Source organism: Microbacterium sp. JB110 (assembly GCF_003335195.1).
In the GTDB taxonomy this organism is placed as follows: domain Bacteria; phylum Actinomycetota; class Actinomycetes; order Actinomycetales; family Microbacteriaceae; genus Microbacterium.
Map to the genome: position 1 here is coordinate 126,407 of NZ_QPGM01000007.1, position 22,410 is coordinate 148,816.

The window sequence follows — 22,410 nt, forward strand, 5'->3', positions numbered from 1 at the left end:
GACCGGATCGACAGACGGAATCCATGCGGAGACAACCGCCGTTCGGGTAGTGACAGGAGCGTGAATGGCGGACTAAGTTTTAGGGAACGCGACGCCAGGTCGCCCGAACAAAGGGTCGGCGGCAACGCCGACCGGAATGGGAGGCACCAATGGACATCGACATCACGGGAGTCGGCGTGAGCATCAGCGATCGCTTCCGCACGGTGGTGGAGGAGAAGTCCGCGCGAGTCGAGAACATCGCTCCGCGAGCGCTGTCCTTGGACGTCAAGGTCACGCATCGCGTGCACCGCAATCGGGTGGAGGAAGAGACGGTTGAACTCACGCTCGAGGGCAAGGGCCCGCTGGTCCGCGCTGAGGCGCGGGACGGCGACAAGTTCGCGGCCTTCGAGATGGCGATCGACAAGCTGATCGAGCAGGTGCGCAGGGCGAAGGACAAGAGGGTCAAGGCCCGCATCCACCCCAAGCGCGCTCACTTCGAGAAGGAGACGGGAGCGCTCGAGGGGATCGACGTGAAGCCGGCTCCGGACGATGTGATCCAGGCTGTGGCGACCGGAGTGGTGCCCGTGGTGCAGCAGGACGAGGAAGAGGAGTACTCGCCGGTCGTCATCAGGACGAAGGAGTTCGAGCCCGAGTGGATGACGGTCGAGGAAGCGGTCGACCGGATGGAACTGGTCGGCCACGACTTCTTCCTCTTCATCGACTCGCGCAGCGACCACCCGAGCGTCGTGTACCGGCGCCGAGGGTGGGACTACGGCGTCATCTCCCTCACGACGCAGACGCAGCCCGAGGTGGCGCTGGCCGGCTGAGGCGCCCGCGCAGCCATGCAGAACGAGGATGGGTGCTCCGAAACTCTGGATTCGGAGCACCCGTCGTCGTTCGGGGAGGCGTCAGTCGAACATGTCGCCGATGAGGCCGCCGAGGAGAAGGCCGCCGACGGCGGGGCCCAGGATGCCTCCGCCGCCCATGCCGCCTCCGCGGCCGCCCATGCCCCAGTCGTCGTAGCCGCTGCGGTGCCTGTCGTCGTCGATGTCGCGCTGGGCGAGCTGCATCGCCTCATTCGCCAACTGGGAGATGCGCCTGGCCATGCCCTGCGACTCGCGCCTGGTGTCCTCGTTCGGCACCAGCGGCTCGACGTCGACGCGGAGCCGTTCGGCCTCGGCGAGCCTGGTGCGGGCGTCCGCACCGATGTGGCCGCGATGACCGCTGATCAGGCTGCGCGCGATCGACAGGGCGCGGTCCGCCGCGTCGATCTCGTGCCGCACGTGCGTGATCGACGGCACGGGGTTCGCCGCCCGATCCCTCGCCTTGGCGACAGCCTCATCGAGCGCGGCATTCGCCTCGCGGAGCTTGGCGAGATCGTCGAACGGGTCGGTCGGCGCCCCGGGTCCAGGCAGATCCGACAGCGCCCGTTCGAGCACGGCGACCGCTGACGTGACGCCGGAGGTCTGAGGTTCCCGCCTGGCAGCGGCGATGTCGCCGCGGGAGTCGGCCACCACGTCGGCCAGCGTCGACTGCGCCCGCATCGCTTCGATCTCGAAGTCCTCGACGCCGTCGAGGATGGTCTTCGCGCGTCTGACGGACTCCGTCGACGTCTCGAGCGCGGCAAGCGATTCCGGTGTGCGCCCGTCGTCGCGCCGCCGCTCGGCGACGCCCGCGGAGCGCGCGGCGAACTCGAGCAGCTGCTCGGCCTCATCCGGATTCGACGACACGCGCTGCATCGCCGCGGCGCTGTAGCGCTCGGTGAGCCGGTCGACGACGGCCTTCGCGTGCGGAATCCGTTCGCGCAGAAGCTCGGCGTCGCGCCGGACGCCGTCGATGATCTGCGGGGCGCGTCTGACCCGCTCGATCTGCTCCTTCAGCGCATCCGTGCGTTCGTCGAGCACATCGTCTGCCCATTCGCACAGCTGCACGATCCGTGCGTTGCGCGTGCGCAGCTCCTCCGGTGTGTCCGGAATGTCGTCGTGGTTGAGCTGGTGCAGCCGGAAGGCCTCGCCCATGTGCGTGCGGACCGCCTCGATGCCCTGCCGCACGTCGCGAGTCGGCTCATCGCCGAGCTCGGCCTGTGCGAACGAGACCTCGTCCGCGGTCGACCTGATCCGCTCATCCGTCGCCACAAGTGCCGCCTGCGCACGCTTGGCGAGATCGGCGTCCTCCGCGGACTGCCGCTCGTCGGCCTGGCGATTGCGCTTTCCCCAGAAACCCATGCTCCGATCCTACGGTCGCTGTCTGTGCCCCGGATGCGGCAGCGCGGTCACGAGATCGCCGTACGGCGGGACAGGTCGCTGCGTCGCGGAGTCACGAGCCAGGATGCGGCGGCCAGCGCGAGCGGCAGCCCCACGCCGAGCACGGCGAGGAAGAACCACGGCACGTCGGCCATCGAGAGGTCGATGCCGCTGCGTGAGCTGATCATCACGCTGCCGAGCACGGGAAGGATGCCCGTGACCGCACCGGTGAGGCACCCGGAACCGGTGATGATCAGCCCCTGCCAGAACGTCACAGACCGGCGCAGTCGGGGTGCGCCGCCCACCGCGGCGAGGGTCGCATCGTCCGAGCGGCGCTCGACTCGCGACAGCCCGAGCGCGACGGCGCTTGCACCGACGACCAGCACGGCGGTGCCGGCCAGCACGAGCCACAACCAGGTCGCCGTCTCCTCCGGACCGGATTCGAGGGTCGCTCCCGCTGAGTCGGTGCCGTCGGGGAACTGGAGTGCGATCGACGACAGCTGCTCGGTGAGACGGTCCTGCACCTCCTGGCTCGGCGGGTCGTCGTAGGCGGCGACAGCACCCTGGAACGTCGCCATGAGCCCGAGTTCCTCGGCCGTGTCGGGTGCGACGAAGATCTCCCGTCCCATCTGCATCGGGCCCGCATCGATCGCGATGCCGGGCAGCGCCGTGGCCGCTACCGGTTCGGGGGAGGCGTCCGGATCGCTGCGTTCGAACTGGCCGTACGTCCAGGTGTTGATGATGAGCTCGTCATCAGCCTCGCTCAGCCACGCCTCGTCGGTGACGATCGCTGCGCCATCGGCGTAGCCGGCCATGGCGGCATCCGGGATCGCTGTTCCCGTCACGGTGGCGAGCTCGTCCGCGGCGACCACATTGATCTGTGAGCGAGCGCCTGATCCGGCCACCTCTCCGAGCTTCGCCCCGAGTGGGCTCTGGCACAGGTCCCAGCCGGCGTCGCCGTCGGCCAGATCGGCGCACGAGACGTAGCGCTGCAGCTCGGGGCTGATCACCTCGGCATCCGCCTGGAGACCGGGGCCTCCCGACCGGACGTCGAGAGTGGCCCGGATGACACCGACCGACGCGGGAGAGGTGGCATCGAGTGCCGCCATCGCCTCCTCCTCCGCCTCCGCGGCATCAGGGAAGACCTCGAAGGTCTCGTAGTCGTAGGTGCTCACCCACATCCCGACGCTGCCGACCGGCGCCTGGTAGTACCAGTTCCGCGCGCTCTGCTCGCCGGTGGCGCCGACGAGCCCGAGCACCACGGATGCGGCGAAGGCGCACGCCGCGATCGCGCCGAACGCGGGCACGACGCGCGACGGCGCGGCGGCGGCATCCCTGGCGGCCAGACGAGCACCGAGGCTGACCCGACTGAGCAGACGGGCGAGCACCGTGAGCAGCCAGTGCCCTGCGAGGATCACGCCGACCTGCAGCACGAGCGGCCCGGCGATGACGCCCGCCATCCCAGCGAAGATGAGCAGCGACGTCCACTGCGACCACGGCTCCGCGGTCACCCACATGACGAAGCCGGCGCCGGCGAGCGTCAGGGCGATGCCGACGAGGATCAGCAGGGATCCCCATTTCGGCCGGTCGGTGCGCAGGGCGACCGGCCTGCGGGCGCCGCGCAGAGCACCGATCACGTTCTGCCGCGATGCGCTGCGGGCGGGGGCGAGGGCGGCGAGCGTGCCGACGACCACCGCGAACGCGGCCACCGCGGCCAGGGCGAGCCACGGGATGTGCAGCCCCCACGGGTGCGTCGACGAGCCGTCGGCCGTGGCGGCGACGAGCCATGCCCCCACTCCGATCCCCGCACCGGTGCCGATGATTCCGCCGAGCAGCCCCAGCACCGTGCCCTGCAGCAGCACGATCCGGAACACGTCAGAGCGGGTGGCTCCGACCCCGGCGGCCATCGCGAGCTGACGCTGCTGGCGGCGGGCGCTCACGGCGAGCGCGGCACCGGCGAGCAGGATGATCAGGTAGGCGGAGAACGCCATCACCGCGGCCGTCATCCCGGCGAAGACCAGCCCGCTCAGGCTGCTCGTGTCGAAGGCGGGCGATGCGCCGTCGCCCGGATCCGCCGCCAGTGCGGGAACGTACGCGATCACGCCCTCGGCGTTGAGGTCGTACACCTCGTCGGCCGTCGGCGCCCATTCGGCGGCGAACCATGTCGTCGCGGCGGGGGATGCGTCGAGTCCTGCTGCCAGCGCGGGATTGTGCGGCAGGAACAGTCGCACGACCTCGTCGGCGTCCTGCGCTTCCCGCATCACCGCGGCGATGGTGAGCGTCACGTCTGGATCGTGCAGGCGGAGCACGTCGCCGACGTCGGCGCCGAGACGGTCGAGTGCTGCAGGCGACACCGCCGCTTCATTCGGCCCGAGGGGCCGTGTGCCCGAGACGACGTCGAGCCTGCCGTCCAAACGGTGGTCGCCGATATCGCCGATCACTGCGGGCAGATGCGCCTCACCGCCGGCGGTCTCCGCGCGCACGCTGGTGCTCGTCAGCGTCAGCAGCTCGGTGTCCTGCGGCACGAACGGTTCGGGGGAGTCCGGCCTCTCGCCCTCGTCGTGAACGCGGCTGCCGTCGTCGGTGGTGTCGTACTCTACCCAGTCCGGATCGTCGAGGTACTGCTGGCGCGACGGGTCGGCGCCTCCCACGATGCGCAGCCACGTCTCGGTTCCACCGACCGAGACGATGGCTTCCTCCTCGGCCGTGGGCATCTGGCTGTCGGCGTACACGGCGGCGGCGGAAGCCGCGGCCAGCGGCAGTGCGACCAGCAGTGCGACGAGGGCGCTCGTGCGCCAGTCTCGCCGCACCTGCCTCGCGGCGAGACGTGCCGCCGCGCGCCATCGTGCGAATCTCGAGCGATGCTCCGGCGGTTCACCTGCTCCGGATGCTGTGCGCGCCGGCGCTTCGAGCGTCACCGCCATGCACCGGCCCCCGCACCTTCCGGAACTGTGCGGCGCGTCATCGTGCGCCCGCCAGCAGCGACTCGGCGCCTTCGCGGCGCGTCTCGTCGATGATCCTGCCGTCGCGCAGGAAGACGATCCGGTCGGCCCACGCTGCGTGCCGTGCCTCGTGGGTGACGAGGATGCCGGCCGCGCCCTCGTCGATGCGCGAGCGCAGCATCCGCATCACCGCTTCGCCCGTGACGGAATCGAGCGCTCCCGTCGGCTCGTCCGCCAGGATCAGGCGGCGCCCACCGACGACCGCCCGCGCAATGGCGACCCGCTGCTGCTGACCGCCGGAGAGGTCGTCGGGGAACGCGTCGTGCTTGGCGTCGAGGCCGACGGAAGCGAGCGCCTCGCGCCCCGCTCTGCGCGCCACGCGGCGCGAGAAGCCGTCCAGCTCGAGCGGAAGCGTCACATTCTCGATCGCTGTGAGCGTCGGGATGAGGTTGAAGTCCTGGAAGACGAAGCCGAGTGAGCGGCGGCGCAGCTGCGCGATCTGCTTCTGCGGCATGCCCTGCAGAAGCTCGCCGTCGATCACGACCTGACCCGACGTGGCCTCTGTGAGCCCTCCGGCGATCGACAGCAGCGTCGACTTGCCCGATCCGGATGCCCCCATCACCGCGACGAGCTCGCCGCGTGCGACGTCGAGGTCGATTCCTCGCAGCGCGGAGACGACGGTGGCACCCTCGCCGTACTGTCGGCTGACGGCGACGAGGCGGAGCACCGCGTCGTCACGGGCCGCGGGTGCGCGCCGCGACGCCTCCCGCGCAGCGGCGTCGATCGCCTCAGTGGTGAAGCCCGCCGTCTCCGGCGCGCTCGTCGCCTGATCGGGATCGGGGTTGGGGCTGCGACGGTACTGCGGCCCGAGATCCGCGTCGGCTTCCGCCCGGCGCGACCTGCTGCGCCGCGGTTCGCCGCTCACGCGTGGGCCCACTGCTTCGCCGGGCGCCCGCGCTTGGGGCGCTCGGTCGACAGCTCGAGCCCGATGGCATGATCCGGATGCATCATCAGGCGCTGCTCGGTGTGATCGAGCCAGCGCGCCTCCGCTTCGGCGGCGAAGATCATCGAGTCGACGACCAGCGACCACGCCAGCTCCTCAGGGCCATCCGGATTCTGGCCGGCGTACTTCGTCCGCTGCAGCGATTGCAGCTGGGCGAGCGTGGCCCGGCGCTGCGTCTGGATCACGCTCGCGACGTCCACCCCTGGCAGCGTCGCGGCCAGCGAGAGTTTGATCGCCAGCTCATCGCGGGTTCCGCCGCCGCGCTCGACGGGGCTGCCGAGCCATCCGGTCACCTCCTGCGATCCGGTGTCCGTGATCCGCCAGAACACGTGACCGCGCTCGTCCGCCTCTGAGCGGGAGACGAGCCCGTCACGCTCCAGCCGCTCGAGTGTGTTGTAGATCTGTCCCACGTTCAGCGGCCACGTCGATCCGGTGCGCCGGTCGAACTCCGCTCGCAGCTGGTAGCCGTAGCAGGGGCCCTGATCCAGGATGGCCAACAGGCTCAATCGCACCGACATCCGGTTCTCCTCGTGGTAGGCGACGGAATTGGTTTCCGCGTATGTATGTACTGAGTATATGCATACCGGGAAAACGGATAACGTCTCGACGTCGGCGCGTCGTCGCCGGGGGTCTGTGCCTGTTCATAGTCACGGCGGATAACATGGCTGTGTATGTCCGCGCCGGGCCGGTGCGGTACGAGCGTCAACCGGCAGTCCGCGACCCGCGAGACGCGCCGATGAGGAGAAAACACGTGGCCAACCCCTTCGAGAAGCTTCTTCGTGCCGGCGAGGGACGCGTCCGCCGCAAGCTGAACCAGGCCGTCAAGGCTGTGAACGCCCTCGAAGAGGACTACGAGCAGCTCAGCGACGAGGAGCTGCGCGGCGAGACCATCGAGCTGCGCGCGCGCTATCAGAAGGGCGAGACGCTCGACCAGCTCATGCCGGAGGCCTTCGCCGCGGTGAGGGAGGCTGCCAAGCGCACTCTCGGCATGCGCCCGTACGACGTGCAGGTGATGGGTGCGGCCGCGCTGCACTTCGGCAACATCGCGGAGATGAAGACCGGTGAGGGAAAGACCCTCGTGGCGACTCTGCCTGCGTATCTGAACGCGATCGCCGGCGAGGGCGTGCACGTGATCACCGTGAACGACTACCTCGCCTCGTACCAGGCGGACCTGATGGGCCGCGTCTTCCGTGCCCTCGGCATGACGACCGGAACGATCGTCTCCGGCCAGAAGCCGGCAGAGCGTCGGGAGCAGTACGAAGCCGACATCACCTACGGCACGAACAACGAGTTCGGCTTCGACTACCTGCGCGACAACATGGCGTGGCGCAAGGAGGACCTCGTCCAGCGGGGTCACTTCTTCGTGATCGTCGACGAGGTCGACTCGATCCTCATCGACGAGGCTCGCACGCCGCTGATCATCTCAGGCCCGTCATCGGGAGAGGCCAATCGCTGGTTCGCGGAGTTCGCCAAGATCGCGAACACCCTCGAGCGCGAGGTCGACTTCGAAGTCGATGAGAAGAAGCGCACGGTCGGCGTGCTCGAGCCCGGCATCGAGAAGGTCGAGGACCACCTCGGCATCGACAACCTCTACGAGTCGGCGAACACTCCGCTGATCTCGTTCCTGAACAACTCGATCAAGGCGCTGGCGCTGTTCCACCGCGACTACGACTACGTCGTCATGAACGACGAGGTCATGATCGTCGACGAGCACACCGGCCGCATCCTCGCCGGCAGGCGCTACAACGAAGGCATCCACCAGGCCATCGAGGCGAAGGAGGGCGTGCCGGTCAAGGCCGAGAACCAGACGCTCGCCACGGTGACGCTGCAGAACTACTTCCGCCTGTACGACAAGCTCTCGGGTATGACCGGTACGGCGGAGACCGAGGCCGGCGAGTTCATGTCGACCTACAAGCTCGGCGTCGTGCCGATCCCGACGAACAAACCGATGATCCGCAAGGATGAGGCCGACCTCGTCTACGCCACGGAAGAGGGCAAGTTCACGCAGGTCGTCGATGACATCGCCCAGCGGCACGAGGCAGGCCAGCCCGTGCTGGTGGGAACGGTCAGCGTCGACAAGAGCGAGCTCCTCTCCCGGATGCTCCGCAAGCGCGGCATCAGACACGAGGTGCTGAACGCGAAGAACCACGCGCGAGAGGCGGAGATCGTCGCGCGCGCCGGTCAGCTCGGCGCCGTCACCGTCGCCACCAACATGGCGGGTCGCGGAACCGACATCATGCTCGGCGGCAACGCCGAGTTCATGGCGGTGCAGCGGATGAAGGACGCCGGTCTCGACCCGAAGGAGACCCCTGAGGAGTACGAGGCCGAGTGGGACGGCGTCTACGACCAGGTCAAGGCCGAGGTCGCCGAGCAGGCGGATAAAGTCCGCGACGCCGGCGGTCTGTACGTGCTCGGCACGGAGCGGCACGAGTCGCGCCGCATCGACAACCAGCTCCGCGGCCGTTCCGGACGTCAGGGCGACCCAGGTGAGAGCCGCTTCTACCTCTCGCTGCAGGACGACCTGATGCGCAAGTTCCAGCGCGGTTCGGCCGACGCGCTGATCGCGCGCGGTGTGCCCGAGGACGTCGCGATCGACTGGAAGATCGTGGGCCGCCTGATCCGGAGCGCGCAGGGTCAGATCGAGAGCCGCAACGCCGAGTCGCGCAAGAACGTGCTCAAGTACGACGACGTTCTCAACCGCCAGCGCGAGGCGATCTACTCCGACCGCCGTCACATCCTGTCCGGCGACGACATCGCCGACCGCGTCGAGCACTTCCGCGAAGACGCGATCACCGCGGTCGTCGACGAGCACATCGTCGGCGGGCACAGCGATGGCTGGGACTTCGACGCGCTGTGGACCGAGCTGAAGACGATGTATCCCGTCAACGTCACGATCGACGAGGTCGTGGACGAAGCGGCCGGCCGCAAGGGCGGCATCACGGTCGACGGGCTCAAGCGCGAGCTGCTCAGCGATGCGACGATCGCCTATACGAGTCGCGAGGAGCAGCTAGGCGAAGCCGCGACCCGTGAGCTCGAGCGGCGCGTCGTGCTGCAGGTGCTCGACCGCCGCTGGCGCGACCACCTCTACGAGATGGACTACCTCAAGGACGGCATCGGCCTGCGGGCCATGGCCCAGCGCGATCCGCTGATCGAGTACCAGCGCGAGGGCTTCCAGATGTTCCAGACGATGATGGGGCAGATCAAGGAAGAGGTCACAGGCTACCTGTTCAACCTCGAGGTCGAGGTGCGCCGCAAGGAGGACGGCGGCGCGACCCAGCCCGAGGTCGAGGCCAAGGGCCTCGCCGACGACGCGGGCCCGCAGCAGCTCGAGTACTCGGCGCCCAGCGAGGACGGCGACATCGAGGTGCGCAACGACAACGGGCAGGTGCGCCACCAGAGCGAAGAGGCTCCGAAGCCGCAGGGCGCGTTCGGTCAGGCCGCCGACAGGGCCAAAGATCAGCAGGGCGGCGCCAACCGCGCAGCGCGCCGCGCGAACTCCAAGAAGAAGTAGCGCACCGAACGAGGGCGGCAGGCACCGGATGGGCCTGCCGCCCTCGCGCACGCGCCGGGGCGTCCGGATGTCCTGAGCAGCCGGATGCCGCGCGTATCCTGGTTCGATGACCACTCTGCGCCCGCTGGATCAGTCGTCGAAGTTGAAGAACGTCCTCTACGAGATCCGCGGCGCAGCGCTGGAACAGGCCGCACAGCTGGAGGCCGACGGGCACAACATCCTGAAGCTCAACACGGGCAACCCCGCCGTGTTCGGCTTCGAGGCGCCGCACCAGATCGTGCGCGACATGATCGAGACGATCCCGCAGTCGCACGGCTACAGCGACAGCAAGGGCATCCTCGGCGCGCGCCGCGCGATCGCGAGCCGCTACGAGAACGAGCCGGGCTTCCCGGAGGTCGACGTCGACGACGTCTACCTCGGCAACGGAGTGTCCGAGCTGATCACCATGACGATGCAGGCTCTGCTCGACGCCGGCGACGAGGTGCTCATCCCGAGCCCCGACTACCCGCTGTGGACGGCGATGACGAGCCTCGCCGGCGGCACACCGGTGCACTACGCCTGCGACGAGCAGAGCGACTGGCAGCCGGATCTCGAGGACATCCGCTCGAAGGTGACGCCGAACACCAAGGCGATCGTCATCATCAACCCGAACAACCCGACAGGCGCCGTCTACAGTCGCGAGGTGATCGAAGGGCTGGTGCAGATCGCGCGCGAGAACTCGCTGCTGCTGCTCAGCGACGAGATCTACGACCGGATCCTGTTCGACGACGCCGAGCACGTCTCCACCGCGTCGGTCGCGCCTGACCTGCTGTGCCTGACGTTCAACGGCCTGTCGAAGACGTACCGCGTGGCCGGCTACCGCTCAGGCTGGCTCGTCATCACCGGGCCCCGCGAGCACGCCTCAGGCTTCCTCGACGGCATCCAGCTGCTCGCCTCCACGCGCCTGTGCGCGAACGTGCCGGCGCAGCACGGCGTGATCGCCGCACTGACCGGACAGCAGTCCATCGATGCGCTGATCGCGACCGACGGCCGCCTGCACCAGCAGCGCGACGTCGCGTGGGAGGGGCTGAACGCCATCCCCGGCGTGAGCTGCGTCAAGCCGCGCGGCGCGCTCTACGCATTCCCGCGCCTCGACCCCGAGGTGCACGAGATCCGCGACGACTCGAAGCTCGTCTACGACTTCCTCGTGAGCGAGCACGTGCTGCTGGTGCCAGGAACCGGCTTCAACTGGCCCACCCACGACCACCTGCGCATCGTCACGCTGCCCGAGCCCCGCGTCATCGCCGAAGCCATCGAACGCTTCGGCAACTTCCTGGCGAGCTACAAGCAGTAGGCGGGCGTCATTCCCCGGGCCGGATCGGCCCGCTCGGATGCCGTCACCTCCGCCGCACGGCTTCCGAGGTGCGAGGTGCCGTTGCCCGGGCCGGAGGGAGCGGTCGTCCGGACGCCGGCACCGGGTTCGGCGGGAGCGGATGCGCAGCATCCGCGAGGGAATGCCGGCCGGATGACCGCGCCCGCAGGCCCGACGCGGACCCGGCGTCGTCGCCCCGACGCCGCGGTCCCGACCCCTACGCCTCCGAGACTCCCAGCACGTCGAACAGCCACGCCAGCTGGTAGGCGCGCTCGCGCCAGGAGTTGTACCGGCCGGTGACGCCGCCGTGCCCCGCGTTCATCTCGCACTTCATCAGCACATCGGCGCCGACCTCGCGCAGTCGCTGCACCCACTTGGCGGGTTCGACGTACAGCACGCGGGTGTCGTTCAGGCTGGTCATGGCGAGCACCCGCGGGTAGTCGACGCCCTCGCGCACGTTCTCGTAGGGCGAGTACGACTTCATGTACTCGTACACGTCGGCGTCGTGCAGCGGGTCTCCCCACTCGTCCCATTCGATCACGGTCAGCGGAAGCGACGGGTCGAGGATCGAGGTGAGCGCGTCGACGAACGGAACGTCGGCGAGGATGCCGGCGAAGGCGTCAGGTGCCATGTTCGCCACGGCGCCCATCAGCAGTCCGCCGGCCGAGCCGCCCTCTGCCACGATCCGATCCGGGCTCGTGTAGCCTTCGTCGCTGAGGAAGCGGGCCACGTCGACGAAGTCGGTGAACGTGTTGCGCTTGGCGAGCGTCTTGCCGCTCTCGTACCACTGCCTGCCCATCTCGCCGCCGCCGCGCACGTGCGCAACGGCGAACAGGATGCCGCGGTCGAGCTCGCTCAGCCTGGCGACCGAGAATCCTGGATCGATCGAATGCTCGTATGAGCCGTATCCGTACAGGTGCACGGGCCGCGCGGAGGAACCGGGCTCGCCGAACGAGCGCTTCCAGACCAGTGATACGGGGATGCGGGTGCCGTCGGCGGCCGTCACCCATACGCGGCGCTGATCGTACTCGGCGGCGTCGTAGCCGCCCAGCACCTCGGCGCGCTTGCGCAGCAGCAGCTCGCCCGTCGCCAGCTCGTACTCGTACAGCGATCCCGGCGTCGTGAACGAGCCGTAGGCGACCCGGATGACCGGGGGAGCCCACTCCGGATTCCCTGTCGCCCCCGCGGAGTACAGCGGGTCGGGGAACTCGATCTCGCTCAGCTCGCCCGTTCCGTAGTCGAGCACGCCGACGCGCGGAAGTCCGTCTGAGCGGTACTCGACGACGGCGAAATCGCGGAAGCAGTCGACGTCGATCAGGCGTCGGCCCGGCTCGTGGCCGAGCACGACCTCGGTCGCGGAGGGGTCATCGACCCGAGCGCGGACCAGCTCGAAGTCGAGGGCGCCGTCATTGTGCAGGATGTAGAGCCAGTCCTCGCCGTCGATCACCGCGTGGTCGACGCCGTACTCGACGCCGTCGCGCCGCGGCCAGACGACGGCCGGCGCCGCCTGCGGGTCCGAGGCGTCGACGATGCTGACCTCGCTGGTCACACTCGATCCGGACTCCATCACCAGGAACCGGTCGCTGCGCGTCACGCCGGCTCCGACCCAGAACCGCTCGTCGTCATCGCCGTACAGTTCGACATCGTTCGCGGCATCCGCCTCGCCGACGCTGTGCAGCCACACCTGGTGCGGGCGCCACGCATCGTCGACGGTCGAGTACACGATGTGCTCGCCGTCCGGCAGGAACTGCGCACCGCCGAAGGTCTCCGCGATCGTGTCGGGAAGCAGCTCGCCCGTGGTGAGGTCCTTGATCCGGATGGTGTAGCGCTCGTCACCGGCCTCGTCGACGGCCCAGAGCATCCGGGTGCCGTCGTCGGAGACGTCGAATGAGCCGAGGGAGAAGAAGTCCTTGCCGTCTGCCTCGACGTTGGCATCGAGCAGCACCTGCTCGCCTGGAACATCGGCGTCGGGGGAGAGGACGGGAGGCGTCCAGTCGTCGGGGGAGGCCAGCGGCGCCCTGCACTGGATGCCGTACTGCTTGCCTGCGACAGTGCGTCCGTAGTACCACCACTGGCCGCGGCGGCTCGGCACCGACAGGTCGGACTCCTTCACCCTGGAACGGATCTCGTCGAAGATCCGCTCCCGCACGGGCGCGAGGTGCGACAGCGCGGCGTCGGTGTGCGCGTTCTCCGCCTCGAGGTGCGCGATGACCTCGGGGTCGTCCTTGGCGCGCAGCCACTCGTACGGGTCGTCGAAGGTGTGGCCGTGGTGTGCGCGGCTGGTGGGGCGGCGGTCGGCGGAGGGCGCGGAAGTCACGCGTCCACGCTACCCGGGCGACCGCATCCGGGAGCTGTGCCATGCGTGCGCCGTGGGCGAACGTAGGATCGCACCATGCAGTTCGGAATGCACCAGCCGGCCCACCGCACCCTCGTGCACATCAGCGACACGCACCTGCTGGCAGGCGGGGCGCGGCTGCACGATCGCTTCGCCGTCGAGGACAATCTGCGTCGCGCGCTCCGACGCGTCGAGCAGACGGGCATCTCGCCCGACGCGCTGGTGTTCACCGGCGACCTGACCGACCTGGGCGAACCGGATGCCTATGCGCGGCTGCGGAGCATCGTCGAACCCTTCGCCGCGCAGCTGGAGGCCCCGATCGCCTGGGTCGCCGGGAACCACGACGAACGGCCGCAGATGCGCCGAGATCTGCTCGACGAGGAGCCGAGCGAGAAGCCGATCCATCACACATGGGACCTCGACGGGCTGCGCCTCATCGCGCTCGATTCGACGGTTCCCGGATGGCACCACGGAGATCTCGACGAGGCGCAGCTGGAGTGGCTGGCGGCGGAGCTCGCCGAGCCGGCCCCGCTCGGCACGATCCTCGCACTGCACCATCCGCCGCTGCCGAGCCACGTGCCGATGTTCGACATCCTCGAACTGCGCGGCCAGGACCGCTTCGCCGATGTCCTTGCAGGCAGCGATGTGCGGACCGTCCTCGCCGGGCACCTGCACTACTCGATGCACGGCACCTTCGCGGGGATCCCGGTGAGCGTCGCCGCCGCCACCTGCTACACGATGGACGTCGCCAGGGAGCCGCAGCGGGTGAACGGCATGGATGCCGGTCAGGCGTTCAACCTCGTGCACGTGTACGACGACACGATCACGCACACCGTGGTACCGGTTGACGGAGCCGACCCCGCCGGAGCGTTCTCACCTGAGTTCTACGCGCGGCTCGCCGCGATGACCCCGGATGAGCGGCTCGAGGCGTTCTCGCGCAAGCCGGGCCGCTGACATCCGATTCCTCGTGTCTTCGCTGCGTCCTCTGCAAATCGCAGCCGACCTGCGGGGGGCGTGAGGACATCCGGCGTAGGGTCGAGGCGTGACCGCAGCGACGCGAACCGAATCCGACTCTCTCGGGCCCCTCGAGATCCCCGCCGACGCGTATTGGGGGGTGCACACAGCGCGAGCCCTCGAGAACTTCGACATCACGAAACGACCGATCTCGGTGTACGCCGAGCTCATCACGGCTCTGGCGATGGTGAAACAGGCCGCGGCGAGGGCCAACCGCGACATCGGCGATCTCGACGCCGAGCGCGCCGATCTCATCGACCGCGCCTCGCAGCGCGTGATCGACGGCGAGTTCCACGACGAGTTCTGCGTCGGCGTGGTTCAGGGCGGGGCGGGGACCTCGACCAACATGAACGCCAACGAGGTCATCACCAACATCGCGCTCGAGCTGGCGGGGCGCGAGAAGGGCGATTACGACTACCTGCACCCGATCGACCACACCAACCGCAGCCAGTCGACCAACGACGTCTACCCGACGGCGCTCAAGGTCGGGCTGTCGCTGATCCACGTCTCCCTGCTCGACGAGCTGGAGCTGCTGCGCGACTCGTTCCTGCGCAAGGCGGCGGAGTTCTCCGACGTGCTCAAGGTCGGCCGCACGCAGCTGCAGGACGCGGTGCCGATGACGCTCGGACAGGAGTTCCACGGCTTCGCCACGACGGTGGACGAGGACGTCAGGCGGCTGCGGGAGAACGCATCGCTGCTCACCGAGATCAGCATGGGTGCCACAGCCATCGGCACGGGTGTCACGGCTCGGCCGGGCTACGCCGACCGCGTGCGCGTGCACCTCGCGGAGATCACGGGGCTGCCGCTGCACACAGCGAGGGACCTCGTCGAAGCCACGAGTGACATGGGTGCGTTCCTGTCGTTCTCCTCGTCGCTGAAGCGCAACGCGATCAAGCTGTCGAAGATCAGCAGCGACCTGCGTCTGCTCTCATCCGGGCCGCAGGCCGGTTTCGGCGAGATCAATCTGCCCGCCATGCAGGCGGGTTCTTCGATCATGCCCGGCAAGGTCAATCCGGTCATCCCCGAGGTCGTCAACCAGGTCGCGTTCTCCGTGGTCGGGGCGGATCTGACCGTGACGATGGCCGCGGAGAACGGGCAGCTGCAGCTGAACGCGTTCGAGCCGATCATCGCGCACTCGATGCTGCAGTCGATCACCTGGATGCGCCGCGCCTATCAGACGCTGCGCGTGAACTGCATCGACGGGATCACAGCGAACCGCGGTCGCCTCGGAGCGATGGTGGGGTCGTCGGTGGGCGTGATCACCGCGCTGACGCCGTTCATCGGATACGCGGCGGCGGCGGCCCTCGCCAAGACGGCGCTGCTGACGCACCGCAACGTGGCCGACCTCGTCGTGGATGCCGAGCTGATGACCCGCGAAGAGGTCGACAAGCAGCTCCGCCCGGAACGCCTCAGCGGCATCGAGCCCATCACCACCGCGATCCCGATCATCTCCCCTGAGGACCTCCCGTGACCCCGCACCCGTCGGTGACGCGGCAGCGGGTGGTGAGTTCGCCGATGCCGTCGATGCCGACCGTGACGGTGGTGCCGTCGCCGAGCAGGACCTGCGGGGTGCGGGAGAAGCCGGAGCCGCCGGGGCTGCCCGTGGAGATGAGGGTGCCAGGCAGGAGCGTGATGCCCTGCGACAGGTGCGCGATCAGCTTCGCGACGGAGCGCACCATCTGGCCGGTCGACGCGTCCTGCATCGTCTCGCCGTCGACGGTGGTCCAGATGTGCAGGTCCTGCGGGTCGGCGATCTCATCGGCCGTGACGACGTCAGGACCCGTCGGCGTGAAGCCGTCCAGTGACTTGCAGCGCGACCACTGCGCCTCGGAGTACTGGATGTTGCGTGCCGAGATGTCGTTGACCACGGTGTAGCCGAAGACGTGCTCAAGGGCTTCGTCCTCGGTGACATCGCGTGCCGGCCGGCCGATGATCACGCCCAGCTCGGCCTCGTAGTCGACGGCCTCGCTCATCCGGCGCGACCACGTGGCCGTCCGGTCGTGGCCCGCCAGCGAGTTCGGCCACAGCGTGAACACCGTCGGGGTGTTGTCCGTCTTCAGGTTCAGTTCACCGGAGTGGGCGGCGTAGTTCAGCCCGACCGCGATGATCGCCGGCGGCCGGTTCACCGCTGAGGCGTACTCCGCGCCGTCGAGCGGCCTCCGCGCACCGCCGCCTGCGACAACGGCCTCGCGCACTCTGGCCCACTCATCCGGCCCCCGTTCGAGCAGATCCTGCAGCGTGTCCGGCGCGTTCTCGATGAGGGACGAGACGGGAACCGCCTGGTCGCCGACCTTCACCACGAAGGTCGGTTCCGTCTCGCCGTCGAGATGCAGATGGGAGAAGCGCATTGCCCCATTCTATGGATGAGAGGAGATCCACCGGTCCTCCCCAATAGAGTGTTCGATATGACGTACGGGATGCAGCCCCATCAGCCGGGCTATCAGCCGGCGCACCATTCGGATTTCCACTCGTCGCTCGCCCAGCCCCACCACGGGCAGCCGGCACCGATCGCGCCGGCACGACGACAGCAGCATCTGCAGCTGCCGCCGGTTCCGTCGCGCGTGCACCCGCTGTGGTTCCTCGGCTGGATCGGCGTCGGGCTGCTCGCGCTGTGGGTGATCGTCTCGTTCGTGCTGCCGATGCTCTCCTTCGGCACTGTGCCGTTCGTCGTGGCCACGACGCTCGCGCTCGTCCCGTTCGCGATCGTGATCCTCACGGCGATGTGGATCGACAACTGGGAGCCGGAGCCGAAACGTCTGATCGTGTTCGCCCTCGCGTGGGGTGCACTCGCCTCCATCGGCCTGACGATGCTCTTCCTGTACGTCTTCGACTGGCTCTCACTGGCGGTGCTGCAGACCGACCCCGAGACTCACGATGTGCTCGCGACCATCCTTCGGGCGCCCCTGCTCGAAGAGGCGTGCAAGATGGTCGGCGTGTTCGTGATCATCCTGATCGCGCGCAACACGATCGATGGTCCGATCGACGGGCTCGTGTACGGCGGCCTGATCGGAGCGGGCTTCGCGTTCACCGAGAACATCCAGTACTTCTTCACATACGGCGCCAGCGAGGGCGTCGGCGCGACGGTCGGCATCTTCTTCATGCGCGGCATCCTGTCGCCATTCGCCCACGCGATGTTCACCGGAGTCTTCGGCCTGCTCGTGGGTCTCGCCCTGCGCAACAGGCGCAACGTCGCCCTGTACGCACTGCTCGGCTACGTGATCGGCGTCGGCATGCACGCGCTGTGGAACTCGTCGAGCTACGTGAACTTCCTGGTGATGTACATCGTGCTGCAGGTGCCGCAGTTCGTGCTGTTCGTGATCGCGATCGTGTACCTGCGCAAGGAGAAGGCGACGATCACGCACGAGCGGCTCAGCGACTACGCCAGGGCCGGGTGGTTCACTCCGCAGGAGGTCGACATGCTCGCAACCCCGCGCGGTCGCAGAGTCGGCATGGCCTGGGCCCGTGCCCTGCGCGGAGATCGCTCCGCACTGATGAAGACGTTCGTGCGTGACGCGACCCAACTGGCGATGGCCCGCGAGCGAGGGCTCAGCGGTCGCGACCCGAAGGCGCCGGTGGTCGAACAGCAGCTGCTCGCCCGCGCACTCGCCACTCGGCAGGCACTGCTCGCCCCGTAGGCACCGGAACGGGCCGCCGAGAAGCGCACTTCTTCGACGAAACAGCGTCAGAAGCGGCGCATCTCGGTGAGAAGTGCGCATTTCGCGAGCAGGGCACAGGGCCGGATGAGGGGAGCGGGGCGGACAACATTCAGCGCCCGGGCTGCGGCGATGCCTGCGAGTCCTCCGAGCGCTGAATGAACCTGACTTCAGAATGCGACGGAATCGCGAGGGTGTCAATACCTCCTCGCTGAGGGAACCAGGAAGCGGTGCGCTGCGGCGGTTTCTGGCCCACTGGGAGCCGTGACGTGTTTGGATGGACGCATGAGCGCAGATCGCACCAAGCCAGAGTTCGATGCTCCGCAGGGCCCGGCGCCCAGCGAGCTGGTCATCGACGACATCATCGTCGGCGAGGGCGCCGAGGCACAGCCCGGCGCAACCGTCACCGTGCACTACGCGGGCGTCGAATACGACACCGGCGAAGAGTTCGACGCGTCGTGGAACCGCGGCGAGACGCTGCAGTTCCCGCTGCGCGGTCTGATCCAGGGCTGGCAGGACGGCATCCCTGGCATGAAGACCGGCGGGCGCCGCAAGCTCACCGTGCCGCCGCACCTCGCGTACGGCCCTGCCGGGTCCGGCCACTTCCTCAGCGGAAAGACCCTTATCTTCATCATCGACCTGGTCGACGTCGCCTGAACGCACGTCTCCGAAGCCGCTCGGTCCATCCGGATCGGGCGGCTTCGTCGTTCCTGCGCGCGGCTCATCCGGAGTTCACGGACATTTCTTCGCGATGTTGGAATATATGCGGACGCATACGTATTGTAGTGTGTGTGCGCCTCATCCGATGGCGCGACGACGGCACGACCACAGGAGCAGCACAATGACGATCGACATCCCCGGCTACAAGGCAGGAACCTACGCTCTCGACCCGGCGCACAGCGAGGTCGGCTTCGAAGTGCGCCACATGATGATCTCGAAGGTGCGCGGCGCTTTCGCGTTCAAGGAGGCGACGTTCACGCTTCCGGAGAACCCGCTCGAGGCGAGCGTGACCGCCAAGGTCGACGTGGCGTCGGTCGACACGAAGGATGAGGGCCGCGACGGACACCTGCGCAGTGCCGACTTCTTCGACACCGAGAACCACCCGACCATGACATTCGTGAGCACAGGCGTGCGGGAGAACGGCGGAGATTTCCTCGTCGACGGCGACCTGACGATCAAGGGAACGACCAAGCCGGTCACCTTCGAGCTCGAGCTGGGCGGCTTCGGCACGGACCCGTGGGGCGGTTACAGGGGCGGTGCGACCGCGAAGGGCAGCATCAACCGCGAAGAGTTCGGTCTGACCTGGAACGCGGCGCTCGAAAGCGGCGGCGTTCTCGTCGGCAAAGACATCAAGATCACGCTCGACATGCAGGCGGCACTGCAGGAGTGAGGTGATGCGGGGCGGTTGCATTCCGACCGCCCCGCCGTGCCGTCACGGCTGCGGGTCGAGTGCATCGTAGTTCCGGAACGCGGCGGAGGAGCGCAGCAGCACCGCGATGAGACCGACGATGATCATGCCGCCGGCAACCGGCGGCACCCAGTGCGCGAAGAGCGTGGCGAGGGTGCCGTAGTAGAGGGCGCCGACGCGCGGTCCTCCCGCGACCACGACGATGAACACACCCTGCAGTCGGCCGCGGAACTCGTCGGAGACCGCGGTCTGCAGCATGGTCTGGCGGAAGATCGAACTGATGTTGTCCGCCGCACCCGTCCCGGCGAGGAACACGCACGCCACTGCGATGAGCGCGACGTTCGCGTGCGTCTGATCGATCTGGACCGGGGCGAACCAGCCGAAGTGCGCGGCCATCAGGGTCAGGCCGAACAGCAGGGTGCACGCTCCGTATGCCTGGATCGCACGCGCGATGCCGACGCCCTGTCGCCTGACGGATCCGACCCTGCCCGAGAACATGCTCGAGGCGATCGTGCCGACGGCGATCGACGCGGCGAGGAAGCCCGTCGTGATCTCACCGCCACCGAGCACGAGCACGCCGACGGCGGGGAAGATCGCCACCGGATGGCCGAAGGTCATGGCCGTGATGTCCATGACGAACTGCATCCGGATGTTCCGCGCCCGCTTCAGAAAGCCCAGCCCCTGTCTCAGCGACGCCAGGCCAGGGGCGGATGAGCCGCCGTCCGGCTTCAGGGGCGGCAGCGTCCAGAGCCCGAGGAACAGCGACAGCATCAGCAGCACGTCGAGCGAGTACGTGATGGAGTAGCCGAAGGAAGCCACCAGAACGCCGCCGAGCGCCGGACCGACCATCACCATGATGCCCATCGTCATGCCGGTGAGCGCCGCGGCTGCCGGGACCAGCTCCACGCCGACGAGCTTCGGCGTCATGGCCGACTTCGTCGCCATCACGATCGAGTTGGCCGCCGAGTTCACGATCGACAGCGCATAGAGCCACCACTCGTTCGTCAGGCCCGCCCACGCCAGCCCGGCAAGCAGTGCGGTGGATGCCCAGGTGAACGAAGCAGCCGACAGTGCCACTCGTCGACGGTCGAAGAAATCGGCGAGCATGCCGCCGTAGAGGCCCGCGACGATCATCGGTGCGAGTCCGGCGAACGCGATCATCGCGACCGCGAGGTCGCTTCCCGTGATCGCGTACATGTTCAGCATGACGGCCATGATCGTCAGCTGTCCGCCGAGCCCGCCCAGCAGGTTGCCGACCCACAGGCGCGCGAAGGCGGGGTGCTGGGTCAGGGGGCGCAGATCGATGAAGTGCGAGGAGCGTTTCGGCACGATCAGATCGTACGGTAGACTTTCGTGGTTGCCGTTCAATCGGCCGCGGATAAAGAGAGCTCGCACATCAGGTGACGGGCGCCGCGCAACGAGGAGAGAGGGGATCGACTACATGGCACTGGCAGCAGACGTCAAGAAGGCGATCATCGAAGAGTACGCGACGCACCCCGGTGACACCGGATCCCCCGAGGTGCAGGTCGCGCTGATGTCGAAGCGCATCAAGGACCTCACCGAGCACCTCAAGGACCACAAGCACGACCACCACTCGCGCCGTGGTCTGTTCCTGCTCGTCGGTCAGCGCCGTCGACTGCTCACGTACCTGCACGACCTCGACATCGGGCGCTACCGCTCGCTGATCGAGCGTGTCGGACTGCGTCGATAAGCAGCGCGACCAGCGTTCAATCGCTTTCTCGAAGGCCCGTCCCCGGTGTGGGACGGGCCTTCTTGGTTCCCGGGGTGCCGCCGTTCGTCTGCGTCGCCGTCGACGTTCGAGCGGTGCAGCGCCGACGAGCGCACAGATGATCGGATCGGGCGGCTTCCTACCGCGGTGCCAGCAGGTCCGCGTGCCACCGCTGCGCGACGTCCGGGTGGGCGCGCAGCCGCGACTTCAGCGCGTTCTGCCCGTACAGGCCGAAGATCGGGTTCGTCGGGTCGTTCTCGACGCCGCGGGTGAGCTCGGGTGGCAGGTCGATGATGGGCAGCTGCGCGTCGAGTGCGGGGTTGAAGAAGAACGGGATCGAGATCCGCTCCTCCGGAGCCTGGGGTGAGACGACGCGGTGCTTGGTGGCGCGCAGGTAGCCCTGTGTGGCGAACTCGAGCATCTCGCCGATGTTCACCACGAATGCACCTTCGACCGGCGGGGCGTCGACCCATGCGCCGTCGCGTTCGACCTGCAGTCCTCCCTTGCCCGGCTCGACCCACAGCAGCGTGAGGCATCCGGAGTCCTTGTGTGCGCCGACGCCCTGCTGCGGGGTCGGGTCGTCCTTGCCTGGGTACCGGATGATCTTCAGCAGCGTCTGCGGATCGCCGAAGTGCCGATCGAAGTAGTCCTCCTCGGCGCCCAGTGACAGGGCCCACGCACGCAGCAGCCGTCGGGCGATCCGCTCGAGCTCTCGTTGCCATTCGGAGACGACCTCGCGCAGCTCAGGATGTGCCGTCGGCCACTGATTCGGCCCGACGAGCCTGGTGAAGTCGGGGGCATCCGGATTCGGCGTCGGCTCCCGCTCCGGGCCGATGTCGATCTGCTCCCGCCAATCGACCCTGCCCTGGGTGCGCTCGTTGCCGACCCTGGTGTAGCCGCGGAAGTGCGGGCTGTGCACCATCTCTATGGCCGCCTTGTCCGCCTCCGGCAGCGCGAACAGCCCATGCGCCGCCTCGAGCAGGCGCCCCTGGAGTCCCGTTGGCAGCCCGGTTCCGGTGAGGTAGAAGAAGCCGACATCGCGGGCCGCTGCGGCCAGCTCAGCGCGGAAATCGGCCGCGGCGCGCTCTCCGCGGTCGAGTTGAGAGAGGTCGAGGACGGGCAGCGGCAGATCGGTCATGGCCAGACGCTATTCCCGCAGGCCGGTGAACGGAACCTCTGTTGCCGAGCGTTACGCGCATCGTCGCGACGAGGGGCCGCGTCGGACGGGCCGCGTCGGCACGC

Annotated in this window: 17 protein-coding genes; 9 read left to right on the forward strand and 8 right to left on the reverse strand. The window is 68.3% G+C overall.

What is annotated here, in order from left to right; translation table 11 throughout:
• Positions 1-149 precede the first annotated feature (149 nt).
• Positions 150-806, forward strand: coding sequence for a ribosome hibernation-promoting factor, HPF/YfiA family (gene hpf, locus CIK77_RS13050; protein WP_087056522.1), 657 nt, complete (start codon positions 150-152; stop codon positions 804-806).
• 81 nt (positions 807-887) lie between these two features.
• Here the strand turns inward: hpf and CIK77_RS13055 are convergent, their stop codons facing one another.
• The 4 genes from CIK77_RS13055 to CIK77_RS13070 form a co-directional block, all read right to left on the reverse strand.
• Positions 888-2,204: a hypothetical protein gene (locus CIK77_RS13055; RefSeq protein WP_087056523.1), complete on the reverse strand. Its 1,317-nt coding sequence runs from the start codon at positions 2,202-2,204 to the stop codon at positions 888-890.
• Positions 2,205-2,251: 47 nt separating this feature from the next.
• Positions 2,252-5,146, reverse strand: coding sequence for an FtsX-like permease family protein (locus CIK77_RS13060; RefSeq protein WP_087056524.1), 2,895 nt, complete (start codon positions 5,144-5,146; stop codon positions 2,252-2,254).
• 37 nt (positions 5,147-5,183) lie between these two features.
• Positions 5,184-5,891 carry an ABC transporter ATP-binding protein gene (locus CIK77_RS13065; RefSeq protein WP_087056630.1) on the reverse strand — a complete coding sequence of 236 codons (708 nt, stop codon included), beginning with the start codon at positions 5,889-5,891 and terminating at the stop codon, positions 5,184-5,186.
• A gap of 194 nt (positions 5,892-6,085) precedes the next feature.
• On the reverse strand, positions 6,086-6,685 hold the full coding sequence (locus tag CIK77_RS13070) for a PadR family transcriptional regulator (protein WP_087056525.1): 600 nt from the start codon (positions 6,683-6,685) through the stop codon (positions 6,086-6,088).
• 233 nt (positions 6,686-6,918) lie between these two features.
• Between CIK77_RS13070 and secA the strand changes: the two genes are divergently transcribed.
• On the forward strand, positions 6,919-9,678 hold the full coding sequence (gene secA / locus CIK77_RS13075) for a preprotein translocase subunit SecA (protein ID WP_087056526.1): 2,760 nt from the start codon (positions 6,919-6,921) through the stop codon (positions 9,676-9,678).
• Positions 9,679-9,784: 106 nt separating this feature from the next.
• Positions 9,785-11,011 carry a pyridoxal phosphate-dependent aminotransferase gene (locus CIK77_RS13080; protein ID WP_087056527.1) on the forward strand — a complete coding sequence of 409 codons (1,227 nt, stop codon included), beginning with the start codon at positions 9,785-9,787 and terminating at the stop codon, positions 11,009-11,011.
• 235 nt (positions 11,012-11,246) lie between these two features.
• Here CIK77_RS13080 and CIK77_RS13085 read toward each other — a convergent pair whose 3' ends face one another.
• Positions 11,247-13,346 carry a S9 family peptidase gene (locus tag CIK77_RS13085; RefSeq protein ID WP_087056528.1) on the reverse strand — a complete coding sequence of 700 codons (2,100 nt, stop codon included), beginning with the start codon at positions 13,344-13,346 and terminating at the stop codon, positions 11,247-11,249.
• 75 nt (positions 13,347-13,421) lie between these two features.
• Between CIK77_RS13085 and CIK77_RS13090 the strand changes: the two genes are divergently transcribed.
• Positions 13,422-14,318 (forward strand): phosphodiesterase, encoded by an 897-nt coding sequence (locus CIK77_RS13090; protein WP_087056529.1) that lies wholly within the window; start codon positions 13,422-13,424, stop codon positions 14,316-14,318.
• A gap of 88 nt (positions 14,319-14,406) precedes the next feature.
• The gene (locus tag CIK77_RS13095) at positions 14,407-15,849 is read left to right on the forward strand and encodes an aspartate ammonia-lyase (protein WP_087056530.1); all 1,443 of its coding nucleotides are present in this window, start codon (positions 14,407-14,409) and stop codon (positions 15,847-15,849) included.
• Here the strand turns inward: CIK77_RS13095 and CIK77_RS13100 are convergent.
• The gene (locus tag CIK77_RS13100) at positions 15,824-16,726 is read right to left on the reverse strand and encodes a fumarylacetoacetate hydrolase family protein (protein WP_087056531.1); all 903 of its coding nucleotides are present in this window, start codon (positions 16,724-16,726) and stop codon (positions 15,824-15,826) included. The genes CIK77_RS13095 and CIK77_RS13100 overlap by 26 nt on opposite strands.
• A gap of 57 nt (positions 16,727-16,783) precedes the next feature.
• Between CIK77_RS13100 and CIK77_RS13105 the strand changes: the two genes are divergently transcribed.
• The 3 genes from CIK77_RS13105 to CIK77_RS13115 all read left to right on the forward strand — a co-directional run bounded on the left by CIK77_RS13105 (position 16,784) and on the right by CIK77_RS13115 (position 19,421).
• Positions 16,784-18,013 (forward strand): PrsW family intramembrane metalloprotease, encoded by a 1,230-nt coding sequence (locus CIK77_RS13105; protein WP_249268740.1) that lies wholly within the window; start codon positions 16,784-16,786, stop codon positions 18,011-18,013.
• Between the two features lie 303 nt (positions 18,014-18,316).
• Positions 18,317-18,688: an FKBP-type peptidyl-prolyl cis-trans isomerase gene (locus CIK77_RS13110; protein ID WP_087056532.1), complete on the forward strand. Its 372-nt coding sequence runs from the start codon at positions 18,317-18,319 to the stop codon at positions 18,686-18,688.
• A 184-nt stretch (positions 18,689-18,872) separates the two neighbouring features.
• Complete coding sequence (locus CIK77_RS13115; protein WP_087056533.1) at positions 18,873-19,421, forward strand: YceI family protein; 549 nt, start codon at positions 18,873-18,875, stop codon at positions 19,419-19,421.
• 42 nt (positions 19,422-19,463) lie between these two features.
• Here CIK77_RS13115 and CIK77_RS13120 read toward each other — a convergent pair whose 3' ends face one another.
• Positions 19,464-20,768, reverse strand: a complete 1,305-nt coding sequence (locus CIK77_RS13120; protein WP_087056534.1) for an MFS transporter — start codon at positions 20,766-20,768, stop codon at positions 19,464-19,466.
• A 112-nt stretch (positions 20,769-20,880) separates the two neighbouring features.
• Here CIK77_RS13120 and rpsO point away from each other — a divergent pair, with 112 nt between their 5' ends.
• Positions 20,881-21,150 carry a 30S ribosomal protein S15 gene (gene rpsO, locus CIK77_RS13125; RefSeq protein WP_087056535.1) on the forward strand — a complete coding sequence of 90 codons (270 nt, stop codon included), beginning with the start codon at positions 20,881-20,883 and terminating at the stop codon, positions 21,148-21,150.
• A gap of 157 nt (positions 21,151-21,307) precedes the next feature.
• On the opposite strand, the gene CIK77_RS13130 is transcribed toward rpsO, so the two are convergent.
• The gene (locus CIK77_RS13130; RefSeq protein WP_087056536.1) at positions 21,308-22,306 is read right to left on the reverse strand and encodes an isopenicillin N synthase family dioxygenase; all 999 of its coding nucleotides are present in this window, start codon (positions 22,304-22,306) and stop codon (positions 21,308-21,310) included.
• Positions 22,307-22,410 lie beyond the last annotated feature (104 nt).